Origin of the sequence: Bacillus cereus group sp. BceL291 (genome assembly GCF_051776705.1) — a bacterium.
Lineage (GTDB): Bacteria > Bacillota > Bacilli > Bacillales > Bacillaceae_G > Bacillus_A > Bacillus_A cereus.
This window is the reverse complement of record NZ_JBPWAP010000009.1, coordinates 40,987-58,858: the sequence shown is the minus strand read 5'-3', so window position 1 is coordinate 58,858 and position 17,872 is coordinate 40,987. Positions and strand designations below refer to the sequence as shown.

Sequence of the window (17,872 nt, the reverse complement as noted above, 5' to 3'; positions counted from 1 at the left end):
GTTCTTCCAAAATAATCGGGTTAGTAATTTCTAAAATGAATAAAGATACAAAAACACTACTTTGTCGTAAAGGTTACTAGCGCTTTTTGAATGCTTAAAATACTATCGTCACCTTTAAATTCTTTCGTAATTGGTTCCTCCATACTAGACACCCAAATTTTAAGTTCTGCATCTAAATCAAAATGCCCAGCCGTTTCGATGCTATATTGTGTAATACTTTTATAAGGAATAGAATGGTATTCTGTTTTTTTGCCAGTTACTCCTTGTTTATCTACTAATATAAGACGACGATTTGTAAATACGATTAGATCACGAATTAATTTATAAGCATGCTCTACTTTTTCATCGTCTAGCATAATCTTCTCTAAATCACGTTCTACACTTTCAGAACTCGTATTTGATGCATTTCCTAAAATACCGCTAAATAAACCCATATTAAATTCCTCCTTTAATATATGTGGAATGAATTACTTATATTGTAACATGTTACTCACAAAGATATTATCACATTACTTTAGTAGTTTCTGGTTATTGTTGTAATTAGTTTATATAACCTCATCTTAAAATCTTATGCTAATATGAAATTAAGAAAAAAGAAGCAGAGGGATATAGAATGAAGAATATCGGTTTAGTATTAGAGGGCGGAGGAATGAAAGGTTTATATACTGCAGGTGTACTCGAATATTTCATGGAAAAGAACTTATTCTTTCCATATGTAGTCGGCGTATCAGCTGGAGCCTGTATGGGAGCAACCTATTTGTCGCGTCAACAAGGGAGAAATAAGAAAGTAAATACAGAGCTAGTATCAGATTACAGGTATATATCTTATCGAAATTTAATTCGAAAACGTGAATTATTTGGAATGGACTTTTTATTTGATGAAGTACCTAATAAAATTGTTCCATTTGATTTTCAAACTTTCTTAAACTGTAATGAACAATTTGTTATAGGGACGACTGATTGCGAATCAGGACAAGCTGTTTATTATAATAAAACAGAACATGGAAATGATATTTTAAAAATCATCCGTGCATCCAGCTCTGTGCCGTTTATAGCACCTGCTGTAGAATATGATAATCGAAAATTACTAGATGGAGGAATTATAGATCCTATACCAGTTTTAAAAGCTCAAACTGATGGTTATGAAAAGAACGTTGTAATCATGACAAAGCCAGAAGGATACGAGAAGCAGCGAAATAAATTTTCTGGTCTAGCTAAAATTCTATATAGAAAATATCCGAAAATCGCAGAGAATTTAGTAGACCATTATCGTTTTTATAACGAGACGATATCTTATATGAATCAAGAAGAACAAAAAGATAATTTTTATGTAATTCAACCAAGTGTACAGCTTCCTATAAGCGGAATAGAAAGAAATAAGGAAAAGCTCGTTAATTTATATAATCTTGGGTATATCGATGCTCAATATCATTATGAAAACTTATTAAATTGGCTAGAGAAATAAAGGGGTGGTAGGTAAAAAGGTTATTTTTAATGAATTGCAGAACATGCCTAGTCCACTGTATAAACCGTTTCCGAATTGTGACATTCGAAAAATAAGAAAAGATTTTAATAATACGTTTACAGAAGATGATTGTATAAGCGCTGATTTAAATTATTATTGGATGCATACAGCAGGTACTTTAAGTTACGTGCTTAATAATAATGAACAGGAGATTGTGTTTAATCAAATTAAGTGGCTAAGAAAATCGTTTTTTGAGTGGTTTCCGCAATATCGTTTTCTAGAAACAGAGATTATGAATTATCCCATTTTATATAGAGATTTCATGAATTATGAAAAGACCCGTAAGCTATTACTTTATTATCTTACTGAATAAAAATTAAAACGTACAAGTGATGCTGCTTGTACGTTTTTTGTTCATAAAATATACAATATTAACACCTTGTCCATGTAGGTATTTTAACGAGAAAAAAGAAGTACATATAGAATATGTAAGAGGGAGGAGATAAAAGCTTGTTAGCTGTTTTCCTTTCAATTCATGTCCAACTCAAATATTTCAAGTAAAATTCGCTTCTAAATGGTATTATCAAATATCAAGAAAACTAATTTAGAAACGAAGAAGGGACAGGTTTAATATGGAAAACGTATCAAATGTAGATAAAGTAGAATCTATACAGTCTTTACAGTCAACAATCCGTAAACTTGAAAATGCACTATCTCAGATGACTCAAAAAGGTGCAAATACTACATTAGTGAAAAAAAGACTCAAAGCAGCTAGTATCGGCTTAGCTATGTTAGAAAGTATTTGGAATCAAGAAACCCATCATTACACCCAAGAGGATTTAGCAGACGCTCGAAATGTTCTAATTGGTTTGTTGCCATCAATTGAAAAGATTTATGTTAAGTCAAAGCTTGGGAGTCCTCAAAGAACACTGTTAGAAAGAAGAATAAAATCATTGGAACTTTCTATTCAAGCAATTGATCATCTTTCTAATCAATAACTTCTCTAAACACATAACTTACGACTACTTTTATATAGGGATTCTAATGAAAAAACTACATATAGAATACTACAAAGGAGAAAGAGAGGTGATGGAGAAGGTACCAATAAAGCGTCTGTGTTAAAAATAGGTATGGACGTGCAGTATAGCAGTCGTTTTCCTTCAAATGATTATCCATCCGGAAAGATTGAAACATATTCTTTTTATAGTTCGATTTTAAATAACACACGTAAAATTCATATTTATACGCCTCATGATTATTCTCACACTTCACATCTTCAAGAACTTTTCATTGTATTTGATGGGAATTCATTCATTCATTCATTCATAACCTTCCAATCGCAAAAACACTTAATTATTTAATTTACAAAAATGAAATCCCATCTTGTATTGCTGTTGCTATAGATCCTGTCGATCGATTAGAAGAGCTAACTTATAACGATAAAATGAATGTATTTTTCAAGGAGGAATTACTTCCGTGAATTCAGGCGAAGTATCGTGTGCATCAAGAAACAAAACATACAACAATTGCTGGTTTCAGTCTTGGTGGCTTAGCAGCTTTTTATGCAACACTTCAAAATCCACATGTTTTCGGAAATGTGTTGTCAATGTCTGGATCCATACATTGGAAAAAAGATGATTATGAAAATCAAATTCCTTGGATTGAAAATCAAATTCCTTGGATTGAAAATCAAATTTAATCAATAGATTCTAATGCGACTCATCTCTATTCTTACATAGCAGTAGGAGAACTTGAAAACAAACCTCTTTTAACGGCTAATAGACGTCTGTATAAAGCTTTAAAAGAAAAGGAATACCAAATTACTTATGAAGAGTTTCAAGGCGATCATGGTAGCGTGTGGTGGCGAGAAAAGCTATTCGAAGGATTAAGGGCATTGGAATTTACAAAAACGACACTAAAAAATAAAAAGGAGAGAGAAGCTATGAATCAAGAAGAACTAGATAAAAAACTAAAAAAGCAAGAGATTTTAGTAAAAGATGAAAAAGTTTGGTCCTATACGTATGAGGATCATATTAGTTCTATCGTTAAAGAGGCAGAAAAGAAAGGGTCATTTGATAATTTACCTGGTAAAGGTAAACCTCTTAATCTCGATAAAGATCTTTCTTACAATCCTGAAAAGCAACTTTATAGAACTTTAGCAAATAATCATGTTTTGCCTAGGTGGATTGAGCTTTCAAAAGAAATTGACGATTTAAAAGAAAGACTAAAAGAAAATACAAATACGGCAGAAGCAGCGGATTTAATTCGAACTATTAATAAAAAGGTTTTAGAACATAATTTACTTTGTCCACCAAGTGCGCAAAAAACGAGGGTGAAAACGGACTTTTAACAATTTTTCACGAAGCTATTTCTTGCTATATAATTAAGTAAGGCATTTTCAATTCATTACTAAAGGGAGGCAAATGTGATGAAGAATACGTATCAACTTCAAATTCCAAAAGAGCTAGAACAGTATCGTAGTATTTTAGAAGAAAGTGTAAAACCGTGTATTAATGTGTCTGGAACATTAGCAGAGACAACGCTTTTTGAAAGTAAGTTTGGTGGTTATCCGTATTTACCTATAGATCAAGAGCATCCTAAAGATTCAAACGGACTACCTATGATGTTACTTGCACAGTTAAACTTTGAAGAAATTCCGCATGTTGAATATATGCCTCAAAAGGGAATGTTACAGTTTTTCGTAAGTGCTGATGATGAGCTTTACGGAGCAGATTTTGATCATCCAACAATCCAAAAAGACTTTCGAATTATTTATCATTCTACAATTATAGAAGATTTAAATAAGGTTATTACTGATTTTAGTTATTTAAACACCTTAGAATTAGAGGACTTTATCATACCTGAAGCAGCAAAACTGAATTTTGAGTTAGCTTATCAACCAGTAACACCAAGAGATTATCGATTTGAAATGATTTTTAGTGATAACATTGATTGGGAAGAAATTGTTGATGAAGAAAATAATACAGAATTAGGCGAACTGTATGATGATTTATGTAAAGATCAAGGGCATAAAATTGGTGGTTATCCATTTTTCACACAGACAGATCCGAGAGAGTGGGAAGAAAAATACCAACAACATGATATATTATTATTGCAAATCGATACAGACGATTCATTAAATATTATGTGGGGAGATTCTGGCGTTGCTAATTTCTTTATACGTAAGGAAGATTTGTTAAATCTAGATTTTTCCAATGTCATTTACAATTGGGATTGTTACTAGAGGATATAAATAAAATAATAGCAAACAAAAAATCTTCCTGAAGGTGAGGAGGATTTTTTTATGTTAAAAATAAGCGTTATGTTAACTAGAATAAAAAAACAATGGGTGTAATGAAAGTCAAGCCTAAATAACAGAAATAACAACAAATAATCTAAAGTTATAAAACGTGTGTAAATAGCAACAAATTCATAAAGTAAAACATAAAATGAATATAATAATTTAAATTTTGTATAGAAATAATTTTTCTGTATAAAAAATTTCTTGTCGATCAAAAATGTTTTTGATTCGATAATTCTTAATTGATTATTGATTTGAATTTGCTGTGATGGATTTATAGCAAAATAAATGATAAAAACTGTAGAAATTCGTTTAGATAAGATTTTGTGTAAATCTCACTAAAAATCTCTGTTTCGTCTCATTAAGTATAGTTTACTTGGTTTTTGATACCTGATATCGCTTTGTTTCTATAACTGCCTATAATATATATTATGTTAACTGTAAAAAAGTAATAAACTTACTAAGTTTTAGTTGTGTTTATTATGATCCCCTTTTCCACCGAATTAGTAATGTGTGATTGGTTATGTATTTATTCGCTTTATTAGCTATTGATAATAATATTTTCGGATATAAATTAGATTTTAAATAATAAAAATACAATTCGTTTAAAATGAACAGATTAAACGAATTGTATTATGATGACGAATATTTTTTTATAACTAGTTTGCTACAGCGATTGCTTCGATTTCAATTAATAAGTTATCGTTAATTAACTTTCTAACTTCTACAGCTGAACTTGCTGGTGGATTATTAGTATCAATGTATTGATCTCGAATATTTCTCACAATGGCCATTTGAGAAATATCTGTTAAGAAAAATGTTAATTTGACTACATCATTAAATTTTAATTCCGAAGTTTCCAATGCACTTTTAATATTTTCGAATACTTGTCGCGTTTGTGTAGCTAAATCGTCAATTCCAACTATTTGACCGTCAGTGTTAATCGCTACTTGTCCAGATATGTAAATTGTTCGTTTAGCGTTTGTAACTTCGACTACATGCGAGTATCCAAAAGTTGGTGGCATCGTTTCTGGATTGATAAATTTCTTTTGCAAGGCTCTTCTCCCCTTTAAACATTTCATTTTCTTAATGTTAGGTTTTGATTTCAGATTATCCTCTATTTACTAATAATTATTTATCGATTTAGCTGCTACATTTGTAAAAGTGTATTAGCACTTTAATTTAAAGTTATTGATGGATTATGTACGTTTGATTTTTTTGTGCTTGTTATAATTACACCTTGTTTTATTAATTCTTCAGTTACTTTTGTATAGAAAAAGTGATACCACCAGATAAAAAACTCTTCATAAGTAATTTCTTTTGAGTATCTGCTGCTGGCAAAGTATTCTTTTAAAGATTTATCGTTTTCATTAAACAATAAGACTAAATCTTTACTGATCCAAGATGAAGCATTACAAGTAAATATTGAAGTTTCGTTCCTTTTATTTTTATAGATGGCGAATTATCTCCAGAGAAAATCATTTTAGCTTCATAAGCTGTATGTAATATATTCTCCGGAATATTATTAGTAAACACTTCATAACCCCTCCCTTACTAGTAAATTCATTGTAAGATTTATGTATTTACTAACTTCTATAAACGAAAATAAGTATCCTCTAATAATCTCAAATTAAAAACCTTAGCATAGATATACTAAGGTTTTTTGTATTTTTATAATGAATGAATTCTTTCATAGTCTTTTTTAAATTGATTATCATTTTTTAACCAACTTTTAAAAGTTGGTTCCTTTATTTCTAAAATGGAACAAGTTTTAGCGATACATTTATTTTTCATATATTCCTTAAGGAAATTTTGTTTTCTCTGCTTAACAGCAGATTGGGTTCTTTTTAGGTTTCAATCTTTTAATTGATCTAGACTTAGACTTTCTTTCTGAAATTCTTCATATTTTCTATGCAAATAAATATCTTTGTCTTTATAAATCCAATTTGAAAATAGTTGTATTGATTTTCTCCCGGTTAAAATGACGCGATAATGTTTATTTTGATTTAGTAAATCGGCTGGTAAATTGTGATTTTGTAGTACCTGATTTAAAGAATTCATAAAGCTATATGATCCTCCTACAAAGCTTACTGTATACGTTTCATACTTGACGTAACCATCCCCATCAAAATATCCACGAACAAAATGATGTAAATATTCTTCAGGCACGAATGGAAATTTAATATTTAATGATTTACATGGCATGATTCCATGTATGTTCATAAGGTCGTCTTTTATTGTTTTGCTATTAATGTTTAGCATATATACGTCTGTTTTTTTGTTTTGATAAAGTGGCTGGTTGGTGTTTAATTCTTTTTTTATATCTTCTAAAATATAACTTTCTTTTTGTGATATACTGACGCATTGATTTTCTTTTTGTATAACGCCGTCAGCTGCTATAAATCCTAAAATATAAGCCATATTATTTGACCAAGTTTTAAAATAATTTTCTTTTATGTCATACTTTCTCTTCCAACTCCCTATAGCGCGCCTTGGGACGTTGCTGTCTGATAAAACCATACGAATATACCTTGCAGACACATTAGCAAGTGTAGCAATCTCTGAGGTGCTTTTCCCCTCTGCATATAGCTGCGTTATCTCAGATTTTGATAGTTTACATTTTGATTTCTTTTTTCGCTCTATGTGCACTTACATCCTCTCCTTCCTTTTAATAATTTGAGACTTATCTTCTTCTATAACATATAACGAAACGTACGTTCTTTGTTGCTTATAAGAAGAAATTTACTAAATTAAAAAAGTTTACATCTACTTAATATTGATTTTATCTGCTGCTACATGGTTTTTATTTTGCATATAAGAATAATGAATTTGACAAATTTATGAAAGGTACTGCATTTAAGGTGAAAGGTAAAATGATTTCGTTTAAACTACAAATAGCTACAATAACAACATACGTATATTGTTAATCGTAAAAAGGAGAACGAATGAATAAGAAATATACAAACCAAATTCATACTGATATGAGTTTTAAACCGAAAGATATTATAAGTTTAATGACGGATTACTTTAAAATGAAATCAAAGCTGCGTCCTATAAAGGATTTGCCTGTTGCTTTATCAAATAAAGATAATGAAGCGTTAGAGAGTGTTACATGGTTTGGCCATTCTGCTTCTCTTTTGAAAATAGAAGGTAAAAAACTGTTATTAGACCCGATGTTTGGAGATGCCTCTTCCCCATTTCCCTTGTTTAATAGTAAGCGTTATAGTGGTGCTTTTTCTTTAGAACGTGATGACCTTCAAGAAATTGATGCGATTATCATTTCTCATAATCACTATGATCATTTGAATTACAAAAGTATTATGCAGTTAAAAAATCGCGCAAAACACTTTTATGTTCCAACTGGAGTTGCACAATATCTTATTAAATGGGGTGTTTCACCTAGTAAAATTAGTGAGCATAATTGGTGGGACGAAATTACGTTTGATAATATTAAGTTAGTATGTGCGCCTGCAAGGCATTTCTCTGGACGTGGTATGACAGATAGAGATCGTTCATTATGGTGTTCATGGCTTATTCTTGGTCAAGAGACTAAAATTTTCTTTAGTGGTGATAGCGGTTATGCCCCTCACTTTAAGGAAATTGGTGATAAATACGGTCCATTCGATCTTACATTAATGGAATGCGGGCAATATGATTCGAGGTGGTCTGCTATTCATATGTTGCCTGAAGAAACGGTACAAGCTCATATTGATGTTAAAGGAGAATTACTTCTTCCGATTCATTGGGGTGCTTTTACGTTAGCATTACACGAATGGAGTGACCCGATAGAACGTGTTACGAAAGAAGCTAACCGTTTAGGAGTTAAAATTACAACGCCACAAATTGGCGAATCTATTACGTTAAAATCTACAGACTATCCTTTATCCGCTTGGTGGAAGGAAATTTAATTTTAAAATATAAAAAGAGCGAATCCTCTTATAAAGAATTCGCTCTTTTTTCTGTATTTAAACTTATTTCACTATATTGGATCTCCCACTATCTAATACTCTATTTGCTGGTACACTGGACATTTCAACCACTGTATTCATACTCTTATCAGTCAGTTCAATAAGTTCGTTTTCATGTTTTATTTTATTTAAATCCCACACCATCCCATGAAATTCATTATGTTGACCACTTACCTGTATAATGCTTTTTGTTTTATTTGAAGGCTGTATTTGAAGGTTTGTAAATTGATTCCCACTAATTTCATTTGGCATAGTTACTTGACTATCCATATAAATCATATTTACACAGTCTTCTAAAGAAAAGTTCATAAAACGATTGGCATTTATCCAAGCTTGTCCGGTGCTCGGTTTTTTCGCTACTAATTTCAGTCCAGTTTCCATTCCTACAACTTTAATATTTTCGAAGTTAACAAACGAAATTTCATTTTCTTTTCCAGCAGAGTATAAAGAAATTCCGGTACCTTTATTCGTTTCCGTCCAATTGATAATATTTATATCTTTTATTTGTGTTTTGTTCCAAGTGTTATAATATTTATTTTTACCGTCTAAATAAATAACTTCAGAGTTAAATTTAGGATCGTCAATAGCTATATACGCTCCTTCAATGGATGCGTTTTTCTCTAGTTCTAAAACTCTAAAGTTTCCCTCAACTACAAAGTGGGATCCGTAACCAAATAATAATTTCACACCTTTTTTAACAATGATTGGTGACGTGATTTTATACTTTTTATCATCAAGCAATACAGTTTTAATTTTACTAGACTCTGCTTTATTAATAGCAGATTGTATTTTTATTGAATCATTTTCCCCTTTAAAGTTTTCTACATACAAGTTAGTACTTTTAGCTGCATAGTCTTTTTTGTTGTATTGATAAAAAGCAAAAATAATTAAAACTATACCAATGAGTAAAACAATTATTTTCTTCATCGTACTCACCCCATATCGATTAATCTATGGCTTTTATATTCAGGTTATTATTATTTCGCTTTGTATTTCAGATTACCATTGCTGCTTTGTCTATTAATCCCTTCCTCTATCCTTAATAAGCTCTTACTGGCGATATAAGATGTACTGCTGCAGATTGCTCTCCTGCTTCAATCAATATCGGTCGCATAGAACCTCCAAAACTTAAAGTAATCGTTTCTTCTTTTATTGCTCTTAAAGCATCAACCATAAAACGCCCATCGAAAGATATATTTAATTGTTTTTCACCTTGAATCGCATCTATTTGTTGCGTTTCAGATATTTTCCCAATTTGAGAAGCGTTTGAAGAAATTTTAATTGTGGATTCGTTTATGATTTCTAAGTTAACATTGTTATTAGCCCATTCACTTGCTAATAAACTTGATCGGTCTACACCTTGTAATATCTTTTTTCTATCTACGTTAATAATCGTTTTAAAATCATTTGGAATAAGGTTAGAAATATTAGGATATTTCCCTTCAATTAGTCTTGAATATAATGTAGTTGTTCCGAGCGTAAATATAATATGACTCTCTGAAAGGTAGATATATACGAATTCCGAATTGTTGTTCATTAATTTTAGAAGTTCACTAATGGTTGCGCTTGGTACAATACAATTTGCTTTTACATCTGAGGAAAGTAATGTTTCGCGTATCGCTAGTCTATGTGAGTCAGTTGCAGCGCAAATTAACTTATTATTAGATAACTCTATATGCACCCCAGTAAGAACAGGTCTAGATTCATTTTTTGCTACCGCAAAGACTGTTTGTTTAAATACTTCAATCAATTGCTCTGTCTCTACCTTGATTTCTGCATGATTGTCTATAAGCGGTACATTCGGAAACTCATCTGCAGGAAATCCATTTAAACTTAATGTGATTTCTTCTGATTGTATCTTAATAGTTTGCTCATTCTTACTTTTTATTGCGATATCACTTGGCATTTTCTTTATTATTTCAATGAAATACTTTGCAGGTACAACAATAGTTCCTACCTTTAAAATAGTTGCAATCTTTTCGTCTTCAATTGAAACAGGAATGAATTTTTCAATAAAAATATTTGAGTTACTTGCAATTAAAGTAATTCCAGATTGATCTGCAGTTATTTTTATACCAGATAATATAGGAATTAAAGATTTTGTTGATATTGCTTTGTTGACTTCTGAAAGTGCTTGAGTGAATTGTTTGTGATTAACGATAAACTCCATGTTTCCCCCGCCTTACATGAGATAATATTTTTATGAAGATTGATGAACGATTGTTCCGTTAAAAAAATAAGGTACTGTTTCTTTCTTTTGTAATAAATATAGTAAATGTTCTGGTATGCGTAAATACGGTGCTGCTATATGTAATTCCATCCAAGTAATCTCTTCGATTTCTTTTGGCCTTGATATATATGTCTCCCCGCCGATTATTTCGCCTAGAAAATTAAAGAAAATTGCATGATGATCTCTTTCCTCGAAAAAGGCTTCACTGATAGAACAAATCCCGTTTACGTTTATATGTAACCCTGTTTCTTCTTTTACTTCTCGAATTACTGCTTCTTCTAATGTTTCTCCTAGTTTAACTGCGCCACCTGGTAATGTATAATAAGAACCATTTTCCCCTTTGTTTTTTACCATTAAGATCTTTTCATTAGTTTTATCGTACAAAATCGCGTATGTAACATTAACTTTTTTCATATGTACCTCCTCTATTTTAAATAAAAGGAATTTTCTGCCTTCTATTCATTCTACCATTAACTCCTTTTAATATATATAAGTTAGTTAAGTCTTGCCTTTACCGCTATTGTTGGAGTTAATAAGAATAGGCTACTGATATAAAAAAAGAACGTACCTTAGGAAGATTATCCAAAGTACGTTCTTGCAGTTTTAGTATAAAAATTGATTCAATTAATACTGAAATTAATAATAACCTCGCCCTTATTGCATTTGTATTTCAAATACTAACGTTAACAAATTCTATATACTTTTTAACCGTTTTTCTAAATAATAATGATTATGTCCTTTCGGATGATCTTCACTTACTCCAATTACTTTATATCCATGTTTCTTATAAAAATCAGGTGCTTGGAAACTAAAAGTATCTAAATTAATTAACCTACACCCTTTTTCAATTGCAAATTCTTCAATAAGCTTTATTAACTTGCTTCCGTAACCTTCATGCCTATATTCTTCAGAAACCCATAGAAAGTCAACGTGTACATGGTGCCAAAAAGTTATTGCTGTTACCCCACCTACTATTTCTTCTTTTTCATTTCTTACTATGAAACTAACCTTTTCTGAAGGTGTTTTTTCTTCATCTGCAAGATATTTTTGATTGTATTCAATTACTTTCTCTCTTATGTAATCACTATCTTCTTGTACCCACTGCTGTACTATTTTCATTTTAAGTGTCACGCTCCTTTTTACTTATCTATTCAATTTTATAATGAAATTGTCCTGTCTTTAATAAGTTCGTAAAGAAGCAAAGTTAATGGAATAAAAAAGAGCCCTAACATGAGGACTCTTTTTAAAATTAAGCTACTTTCCGATGTAAATGTTTTAGTTCCTTTTTCTTTTCTACATTTGGTGGGCGGATTAATATTGAAATAATGAAGGAAATAACACTTAAAACACCGATTATAATGAAAGTTGGTTGAAATCCCCCGAGTATCGCTCCAATAAATGATCCTGCAAGCGCACCAAATCCGAAACCTTGGTAGACAATCCCGTAATTTGTACTATGGTTTTTTAATCCAAAGAAATCTCCGACAATAGCTGGGAATATAGTTATATTACCGCCGAAGCAAAAGGCGACACTTGCTACACAAGCAAAATAGATTCCGTAATTTAGCGGAATAAAACTTAAAGTAAAGACTGACAATCCTATAATAATAAACGTTGCAGAGACAATTTTCATTCGGCCGATTTTATCTGATAACGTCCCAAGAATAATTCTACCTACTGTATTAAAAATTGCAATCATAGCAACGGCGTTTGCAGCGGTTGCTGCGCTAAGTCCGACGAGTTGTACACCGATATCTTTTACCATACTTATTAAATACAAACCACCCATACACGAGGTGAATAACATAAAAAATAGTAGATATACTTGTTTCGTTTGCATCATTTCACGCGGAGTATAGTCATTGTGTAATGTTTCAGTTACAGCATTACTTACGATTGCCTCACGTAAGAAGAACGATCCAATTAATACTAAAAGTAACACGATAATGCCCCAATATAAGAATGCTTGTGATACACCAAGGTTATCGATAAAATTTCCGTTTATATATCTAAAGATTAAGCTGCCCATTCCATACGCTGATACAGATATACCTGAAATAAGCCCTTTCCGATTTGGAAACCATTTAATTAAATTAGATAGTGATGTAATATAAGCTGTTCCATCCGCATAACCAACAACAACACCAGCTAATAAATATAATAGTGGTAAGGAAGAAACTTGTGAACTAAGTATTAAGCCGAGTCCTAAAACAATTCCTGCAGTAGCAATAAGTTTCCGAAGTCCTAATTTTTCCTGCAATTTTGCTGCAAATAAAGTTGAGAATGATAAAGAAAAACTTGTTATAGAGAAAGTTATCGCTACTGAATTAAGATTCCATCCAAACTTACTTACAAGGGGTTGATTAAATAAACTCCATGTATAAATTGTTCCAAGGCCAATTTGAACAATGATTGTACCTAGAACAATTAGTAACGGATTTATAGAAGTTTGTTTCATACTAACTGTCCCCTTCTTTTATCTTGACATAGATTTTCACAGTTAGTATATCCATCGTAAATTGCAAGATACTGTACGGAAAATGGTAATTAAGTTCATATACACAAAAAGACACTTCATAAAGAAGTGTCTTTTGCAGGTTATATCAGATGTTTCTAAAGAAAGCGTTGTTAAGATAAGCCATTTTCGAATGCTTATGTATATATGTTATCAAATAATTTCTTATATGTGATGAGACTTAAGACGTATTTTTCATTCATCATATAGTCGGATGAAAAATTAATATTCGATTTCATCAAAATCCTTCGGCTGCGGTACAGTTTGCATATTAGCTGCATCTTTAGGATCGCTATAAATTGCATTTTGCTCTGTATTTACATCTTTTATATTTTGTTTTTTATTTTTGTTCACTTTATCTTTCACTTACAATCACTCCTTTTTGTTATAGGAGTAATTATGCCCTATTACCGTTACTAAATGTATCAGCGACTAAATTACTAAATTCACGTAAATAATATAAGTAATTATCACCGCCGTAGTTATATCTTTTGTTATACATTTTTGCAACAACTACATTATATTCAGGTATTACTAAAATAGTCGGTCCAGTAATCCCTAATATTTGATATGACCCTTTTGGAACACGTTCACCAAGTTCGCTTAATTGTGCAGGTTCATTTTGAACGAACCAAAACAAGCCATTTTGTGGTAGCTCTTTATTTACATATGTTGGACTCTGCAAACTCGTAGCGATTTTTATAACTTCTTTTGGAACAATTTGCTTACCGTTTATCACACCTTGATTTAAATGAAGATTGCCCCAATAAGCAAATTCTCTAGCTGAGACAAACAGATTTTTTTCAGTACCGTCATCTACCGTACCAATTTCACTAGTCGCGTCTTCATTTGGATTATTAACAACGTCAACTAAATCTTCATCTCGCTGAACTCTCCAACCTGTTTCTTGAAAATTAGCAGGCTTAAAAACACGCTCCTTTAACAATTCAGGAAAACTTTTGTTATATAGCTGATAAATAAGACGTGTCATCATTCTTACATTAATATCTCTATATGCCCATGCTTGTCCCGGTTCAAATTCACGAAAAATTGTCCCGTCATTCATTTCTTCTAATCCGTGCGAATGTGTTACTAAATGTCTTATCGTTGTTTTACCAAGCAATGCAGGATTAAAGTCTTTAAAATATTTTATCGCTTCATCATCAATAGAGTTTATTTTCCCCTCGTAAAGCGCATACGCTATCATTAATCCTAAATAACTTTTTCTAGCAGAAGCAACGTTGAACTGCGAAGATGCGGTTACTTTTTTATTAGTCGATGTATTTGAGTGATAACCGCTATAATGCTCTAATACGACTTTATTATTTTTTATAATACAAATTGCTGTAGCAGAACTATGATTTTTTTCTTTTATATTCTCTACCCAAGAAATCAACTTATCATATGTATACAAATAAATCCCCCTTAATACACATCAAAATTACAGTATGAAAGAAAAGTATAAACAGTATTTACACCTTTCTTTCATATAAAATATTAATGATGTACTATATTTAAATAATCCACCAGTTCCAGCAATTAAAGCAACCAAAACATCCGGCACAACCTACGCAACCACCACATCTGCCACCGCCGCATCCGCCACAGCGTCCACCACAACCTCCGCATCCGCCACAACGACGTGCATCGCCTTGGATGTAATAATATGGATATTGGCTTTGTTGTTGATCCCAATACACAACATTACCAGTTTGATAATCATTAAGGTTTAATGTTTGTAATTCATGTTGAAACTGATTCATTACGAACCCCTCCATTTATAAATATAAATTTCGCCCAAACGTTAAAGTTTATATATTTTTGTAAACAAAATAGAAACAAGACTATAGACTAAATGCGTACATCAACAAAATATGAACTTACACTAGGTGATGTACCTTGTTTTTCAGCCTATTTTCTTTATATTTATTCGATGGACGTATTTACTATAAATAAAGTGATTTAAAAATTACTAATCCAACAATTTAGTAGTTCATCACTTAACTTTCTTTCTAGTAATTCCTTCACTAAAGGCATTGGCATGATTTCATAATGATTTAAGGCTTCTTTATTATAATCTATCCAGTGAAATGCTAAATGAGACTCGCTCGATTTCGGTGTTAAGTCCGTATGTAAATCTTGTGACTCTACTTCAAAAATGTGATTAATTTCATGATGGAGCACTTCTTTATCTTGCCATTGATTTTCTATGACTCCTAAAAATTGTTGTATACTACAGTTTACTCCAAGTTCTTCTCTTAACTCTCTTATTAATGCATTCTCTACTGATTCTCCAATTTCAACATGGCCACCAGGTAAAAAATAATGATGGCCAATATATTCAGCAACTAATAATTTTTCATCTTTTATCATGACTGCTCGTACAATATGATGGAATTTACTTTTCAATTGATATTCCTCCTAGTTATTCAATGTATAGTTGCTCAAAATAGTCATTTAGTATTGGTATAATATAAATCATAGGTGTTTCATACGGATGCATATCATTAATAACTTCAAGAGCATCTTTTACAAGTTCTCGTTTACACTTTATTTCAACTTTACATTCTTGCCCTTCGCATATTCCACCAATTTCTCCATTAAAAGGAGATGCCTCGTCTAAAGGTCTCCAATATCCTTTCACTGAACTATAGGAAAGACAATGGTCATATTCGCCCGTTTTACATGCTCCAATTTTATTTAATTCATCCCTTAATGTTTCAATATATTCTTCAGGAATGAATACTTCAATTTTCAATTCAGTAAATTGCATATTTCATTTCACACCTTTACTTCATAATAGTTAAACAAATAAACGATATACTTGCTCACCATCATACTCCTGTCCTAATGATATGAAACCATATCGTTCATATAGTTTCTTTGCAGAGATATTATCTTTATGTACTGTTAATCTAATTTCTTTACACGATTTAAAAGTATTTTTTATTATATTAATACTTTCTTGTAATGCTGCTTTTCCATAACCATTACCTTGCTGCGATTGATCAATAATAAATCCGTTAATCCAATACATATCTGATGTCTCTCTTACAACAGCATGCATAACAAAACCAACCATAAGGTCACCATCGTATATAGCGAGTGGTATGTACTCTACATTGTCACCATCTGGTTTTATATATACTTTAGCAAGCGAAACTGCTACGGATGGAACAAATTTCAACTGATTTTCTTTAACTTGTAGTTTTAATGCTTCTTCCCAATTTTCTCTCGTAACAACCTTTAACTGGACATTCAATATTGTAAGCTCCCTTATATAGAGGATGTATGTTTATATTCAACGTAGCGAAATAATTCCCTTTTTCGACAACGACTTATAACATAATTTTTATAAAATCTTGAATGAATTTTTCTGCATCTATTTCTAAAGCTATACGGGCTCCTTCAGATTTAGAGTTAGGGCGAAAATCAGCAAATGTTTGTCCTTTCGTATCTCCGTATGTATCTACATTCACTGTACGATGCGCAAATTCAAAAAAACTTTGGTTAACTAATCCACTTATAGCAACCACATCATGAAGCAATGGCCCTTCGATAGATGGATTAAGTTTTTGGTATGCAGAAAAATAGTAATCATACATTGGTTTCATTATCGTATGGAATGGATTCTTTGAATTAGCTTGAATATAGTCAAACACATTTGGTGTTAACACAGCTTTGTTTGTTACATTTAAAGGGAATATGAATAAATTCTTTGCTTGATGGAAAACAATTTTACTTGCTATAGGATCTCCATACACATTTGCCTCTGCTAACGGCGTAACGTTTCCTACTTCTAAAAAAACACCACCCATGAAATAGATTCCTTTTACATTTAGCATTAAATCATTCCATAAATTAAAAGCAATTGCTAACGAGGTAGATCTTCCTACATCAACAATTGTCAAATCTTTTCCGTACTTTATAAGAATCGCAGCAATACTGCCGAAATTATATATTGGAATAGATAATACATTTTCTGGAACATGGATAGGCCCTAATCCTTCTGCTCCGTGAATTTCAGGATAGTACGTAGTAATTTCTTCTGTAAGTGGTTTTGTTGCACCACTAATGACAGGAATGTCTTGTCTATTTGCTAACTGCAAAATATACGCTGCATTATGTGCAGCATGTATATGCTCAACATTTCCGTATCCAGTTACAATACCGACAATTTCAATTTCGGGATGCAGTAAACCATACATAATGGCAAATGAGTCATCAATACCTGGGTCTCCGAAAAATAATACTTTTTCCAAGAAATACGCTCCTCTCACGAAAAAATTGAGTCATTAGTAACTATGTATATGAAAAAAGCAAGTATATCTATGCAAATTTTAGAATGGATAATGTTTTACAAAATATTAAAAAGGAACTAGCGTATGCTAAT

Annotated in this window: 21 protein-coding genes and 3 pseudogenes; 7 read left to right on the top strand and 17 right to left on the bottom strand. The window is 31.5% G+C overall.

What is annotated here, in order from left to right; all coding sequences use genetic code 11:
- Window positions 1-56: 56 nt before the first annotated feature.
- Window positions 57-434 carry a PH domain-containing protein gene (locus ACS2CR_RS09140; protein ID WP_000522476.1) on the bottom strand — a complete coding sequence of 126 codons (378 nt, stop codon included), beginning with the start codon at window positions 432-434 and terminating at the stop codon, window positions 57-59.
- 179 nt (window positions 435-613) lie between these two features.
- On the opposite strand from ACS2CR_RS09140, the gene ACS2CR_RS09135 reads away from it, so the two are divergent.
- The 6 genes and pseudogenes from ACS2CR_RS09135 to ACS2CR_RS09110 all read left to right on the top strand — a co-directional run bounded on the left by ACS2CR_RS09135 (window position 614) and on the right by ACS2CR_RS09110 (window position 4,709).
- Window positions 614-1,465, top strand: coding sequence for a patatin-like phospholipase family protein (locus ACS2CR_RS09135; RefSeq protein ID WP_000789291.1), 852 nt, complete (start codon window positions 614-616; stop codon window positions 1,463-1,465).
- A gap of 43 nt (window positions 1,466-1,508) precedes the next feature.
- Entirely contained in the window at window positions 1,509-1,838 is a 330-nt protein-coding gene (locus ACS2CR_RS09130) for a YxiJ-like family protein (RefSeq protein ID WP_053513133.1), read from the top strand.
- Window positions 1,839-2,097: 259 nt separating this feature from the next.
- The gene (locus ACS2CR_RS09125) at window positions 2,098-2,463 is read left to right on the top strand and encodes a hypothetical protein (RefSeq protein WP_000432685.1); all 366 of its coding nucleotides are present in this window, start codon (window positions 2,098-2,100) and stop codon (window positions 2,461-2,463) included.
- Window positions 2,464-2,556: 93 nt separating this feature from the next.
- A pseudogene (locus ACS2CR_RS09120) lies at window positions 2,557-3,383 on the top strand (alpha/beta hydrolase); the annotation flags it as partial.
- Between the two features lie 24 nt (window positions 3,384-3,407).
- Window positions 3,408-3,815: a DUF1992 domain-containing protein gene (locus ACS2CR_RS09115; protein WP_002101039.1), complete on the top strand. Its 408-nt coding sequence runs from the start codon at window positions 3,408-3,410 to the stop codon at window positions 3,813-3,815.
- Window positions 3,816-3,893: 78 nt separating this feature from the next.
- The gene (locus ACS2CR_RS09110; RefSeq protein WP_053513115.1) at window positions 3,894-4,709 is read left to right on the top strand and encodes a YwqG family protein; all 816 of its coding nucleotides are present in this window, start codon (window positions 3,894-3,896) and stop codon (window positions 4,707-4,709) included.
- 716 nt (window positions 4,710-5,425) lie between these two features.
- Here the strand turns inward: ACS2CR_RS09110 and ACS2CR_RS09105 are convergent.
- From ACS2CR_RS09105 to ACS2CR_RS09090, 4 genes and pseudogenes are all read right to left on the bottom strand, one after another.
- The gene (locus ACS2CR_RS09105; protein WP_001169714.1) at window positions 5,426-5,821 is read right to left on the bottom strand and encodes a RidA family protein; all 396 of its coding nucleotides are present in this window, start codon (window positions 5,819-5,821) and stop codon (window positions 5,426-5,428) included.
- A gap of 133 nt (window positions 5,822-5,954) precedes the next feature.
- Window positions 5,955-6,165 (bottom strand): annotated as a pseudogene (locus ACS2CR_RS09100) (hypothetical protein); the annotation flags it as partial.
- Window positions 6,150-6,302, bottom strand: a complete 153-nt coding sequence (locus ACS2CR_RS09095) for a hypothetical protein (protein ID WP_002005131.1) — start codon at window positions 6,300-6,302, stop codon at window positions 6,150-6,152. The pseudogene ACS2CR_RS09100 and the gene ACS2CR_RS09095, both read right to left, overlap by 16 nt.
- A 135-nt stretch (window positions 6,303-6,437) precedes the next feature.
- Window positions 6,438-7,415: pseudogene (locus ACS2CR_RS09090) on the bottom strand (LAGLIDADG family homing endonuclease).
- A gap of 296 nt (window positions 7,416-7,711) precedes the next feature.
- Here ACS2CR_RS09090 and ACS2CR_RS09085 point away from each other — a divergent pair.
- A complete protein-coding gene (locus ACS2CR_RS09085) occupies window positions 7,712-8,674 on the top strand; it encodes an MBL fold metallo-hydrolase (protein ID WP_053513108.1) in 963 nt (320 codons plus the stop codon).
- 63 nt (window positions 8,675-8,737) lie between these two features.
- Here the strand turns inward: ACS2CR_RS09085 and ACS2CR_RS09080 are convergent, their stop codons facing one another.
- From ACS2CR_RS09080 to ACS2CR_RS09025, 12 genes are all read right to left on the bottom strand, one after another.
- The gene (locus ACS2CR_RS09080; RefSeq protein ID WP_053513103.1) at window positions 8,738-9,661 is read right to left on the bottom strand and encodes a hypothetical protein; all 924 of its coding nucleotides are present in this window, start codon (window positions 9,659-9,661) and stop codon (window positions 8,738-8,740) included.
- A gap of 112 nt (window positions 9,662-9,773) precedes the next feature.
- The gene (gene dnaN / locus ACS2CR_RS09075; RefSeq protein WP_153602617.1) at window positions 9,774-10,904 is read right to left on the bottom strand and encodes a DNA polymerase III subunit beta; all 1,131 of its coding nucleotides are present in this window, start codon (window positions 10,902-10,904) and stop codon (window positions 9,774-9,776) included.
- A 30-nt stretch (window positions 10,905-10,934) separates the two neighbouring features.
- Window positions 10,935-11,378 carry an NUDIX hydrolase gene (locus ACS2CR_RS09070; RefSeq protein WP_000757608.1) on the bottom strand — a complete coding sequence of 148 codons (444 nt, stop codon included), beginning with the start codon at window positions 11,376-11,378 and terminating at the stop codon, window positions 10,935-10,937.
- A 279-nt stretch (window positions 11,379-11,657) separates the two neighbouring features.
- On the bottom strand, window positions 11,658-12,083 hold the full coding sequence (locus ACS2CR_RS09065; RefSeq protein ID WP_000706906.1) for a GNAT family N-acetyltransferase: 426 nt from the start codon (window positions 12,081-12,083) through the stop codon (window positions 11,658-11,660).
- A gap of 130 nt (window positions 12,084-12,213) precedes the next feature.
- Window positions 12,214-13,422, bottom strand: coding sequence for an L-lactate MFS transporter (locus tag ACS2CR_RS09060; protein ID WP_053513089.1), 1,209 nt, complete (start codon window positions 13,420-13,422; stop codon window positions 12,214-12,216).
- Between the two features lie 279 nt (window positions 13,423-13,701).
- Window positions 13,702-13,845, bottom strand: coding sequence for a hypothetical protein (locus ACS2CR_RS09055; RefSeq protein WP_000653680.1), 144 nt, complete (start codon window positions 13,843-13,845; stop codon window positions 13,702-13,704).
- Window positions 13,846-13,876: 31 nt separating this feature from the next.
- On the bottom strand, window positions 13,877-14,893 hold the full coding sequence (locus ACS2CR_RS09050) for a serine hydrolase domain-containing protein (RefSeq protein WP_053513084.1): 1,017 nt from the start codon (window positions 14,891-14,893) through the stop codon (window positions 13,877-13,879).
- A 100-nt stretch (window positions 14,894-14,993) separates the two neighbouring features.
- Window positions 14,994-15,242: a heterocycloanthracin/sonorensin family bacteriocin gene (locus ACS2CR_RS09045; RefSeq protein WP_001071345.1), complete on the bottom strand. Its 249-nt coding sequence runs from the start codon at window positions 15,240-15,242 to the stop codon at window positions 14,994-14,996.
- Between the two features lie 199 nt (window positions 15,243-15,441).
- Complete coding sequence (locus ACS2CR_RS09040) at window positions 15,442-15,888, bottom strand: NUDIX domain-containing protein (RefSeq protein ID WP_000836836.1); 447 nt, start codon at window positions 15,886-15,888, stop codon at window positions 15,442-15,444.
- 16 nt (window positions 15,889-15,904) lie between these two features.
- Window positions 15,905-16,252 carry a divalent cation tolerance protein CutA gene (cutA, locus tag ACS2CR_RS09035; protein ID WP_053513080.1) on the bottom strand — a complete coding sequence of 116 codons (348 nt, stop codon included), beginning with the start codon at window positions 16,250-16,252 and terminating at the stop codon, window positions 15,905-15,907.
- A gap of 30 nt (window positions 16,253-16,282) precedes the next feature.
- Window positions 16,283-16,741 carry a GNAT family N-acetyltransferase gene (locus tag ACS2CR_RS09030; protein ID WP_001102682.1) on the bottom strand — a complete coding sequence of 153 codons (459 nt, stop codon included), beginning with the start codon at window positions 16,739-16,741 and terminating at the stop codon, window positions 16,283-16,285.
- A gap of 76 nt (window positions 16,742-16,817) precedes the next feature.
- The gene (locus ACS2CR_RS09025; RefSeq protein WP_053513072.1) at window positions 16,818-17,741 is read right to left on the bottom strand and encodes a nucleoside hydrolase; all 924 of its coding nucleotides are present in this window, start codon (window positions 17,739-17,741) and stop codon (window positions 16,818-16,820) included.
- Between the last annotated feature and the right edge of the window lie 131 nt (window positions 17,742-17,872).

Coding starts and splice junctions, on each gene's coding strand:
- ACS2CR_RS09140 (WP_000522476.1), bottom strand. CDS start 434: ATGGGTTTATTTAGCGGTATTTTAGGAAATGCATCAAATACGAGTTCT.
- ACS2CR_RS09135 (WP_000789291.1), top strand. CDS start 614: ATGAAGAATATCGGTTTAGTATTAGAGGGCGGAGGAATGAAAGGTTTA.
- ACS2CR_RS09130 (WP_053513133.1), top strand. CDS start 1,509: ATGCCTAGTCCACTGTATAAACCGTTTCCGAATTGTGACATTCGAAAA.
- ACS2CR_RS09125 (WP_000432685.1), top strand. CDS start 2,098: ATGGAAAACGTATCAAATGTAGATAAAGTAGAATCTATACAGTCTTTA.
- ACS2CR_RS09115 (WP_002101039.1), top strand. CDS start 3,408: ATGAATCAAGAAGAACTAGATAAAAAACTAAAAAAGCAAGAGATTTTA.
- ACS2CR_RS09110 (WP_053513115.1), top strand. CDS start 3,894: ATGAAGAATACGTATCAACTTCAAATTCCAAAAGAGCTAGAACAGTAT.
- ACS2CR_RS09085 (WP_053513108.1), top strand. CDS start 7,712: ATGAATAAGAAATATACAAACCAAATTCATACTGATATGAGTTTTAAA.
- ACS2CR_RS09080 (WP_053513103.1), bottom strand. CDS start 9,661: ATGAAGAAAATAATTGTTTTACTCATTGGTATAGTTTTAATTATTTTT.
- dnaN (WP_153602617.1), bottom strand. CDS start 10,904: ATGGAGTTTATCGTTAATCACAAACAATTCACTCAAGCACTTTCAGAA.
- ACS2CR_RS09070 (WP_000757608.1), bottom strand. CDS start 11,378: ATGAAAAAAGTTAATGTTACATACGCGATTTTGTACGATAAAACTAAT.
- ACS2CR_RS09065 (WP_000706906.1), bottom strand. CDS start 12,083: ATGAAAATAGTACAGCAGTGGGTACAAGAAGATAGTGATTACATAAGA.
- ACS2CR_RS09060 (WP_053513089.1), bottom strand. CDS start 13,422: ATGAAACAAACTTCTATAAATCCGTTACTAATTGTTCTAGGTACAATC.
- ACS2CR_RS09045 (WP_001071345.1), bottom strand. CDS start 15,242: ATGAATCAGTTTCAACATGAATTACAAACATTAAACCTTAATGATTAT.
- cutA (WP_053513080.1), bottom strand. CDS start 16,252: ATGCAATTTACTGAATTGAAAATTGAAGTATTCATTCCTGAAGAATAT.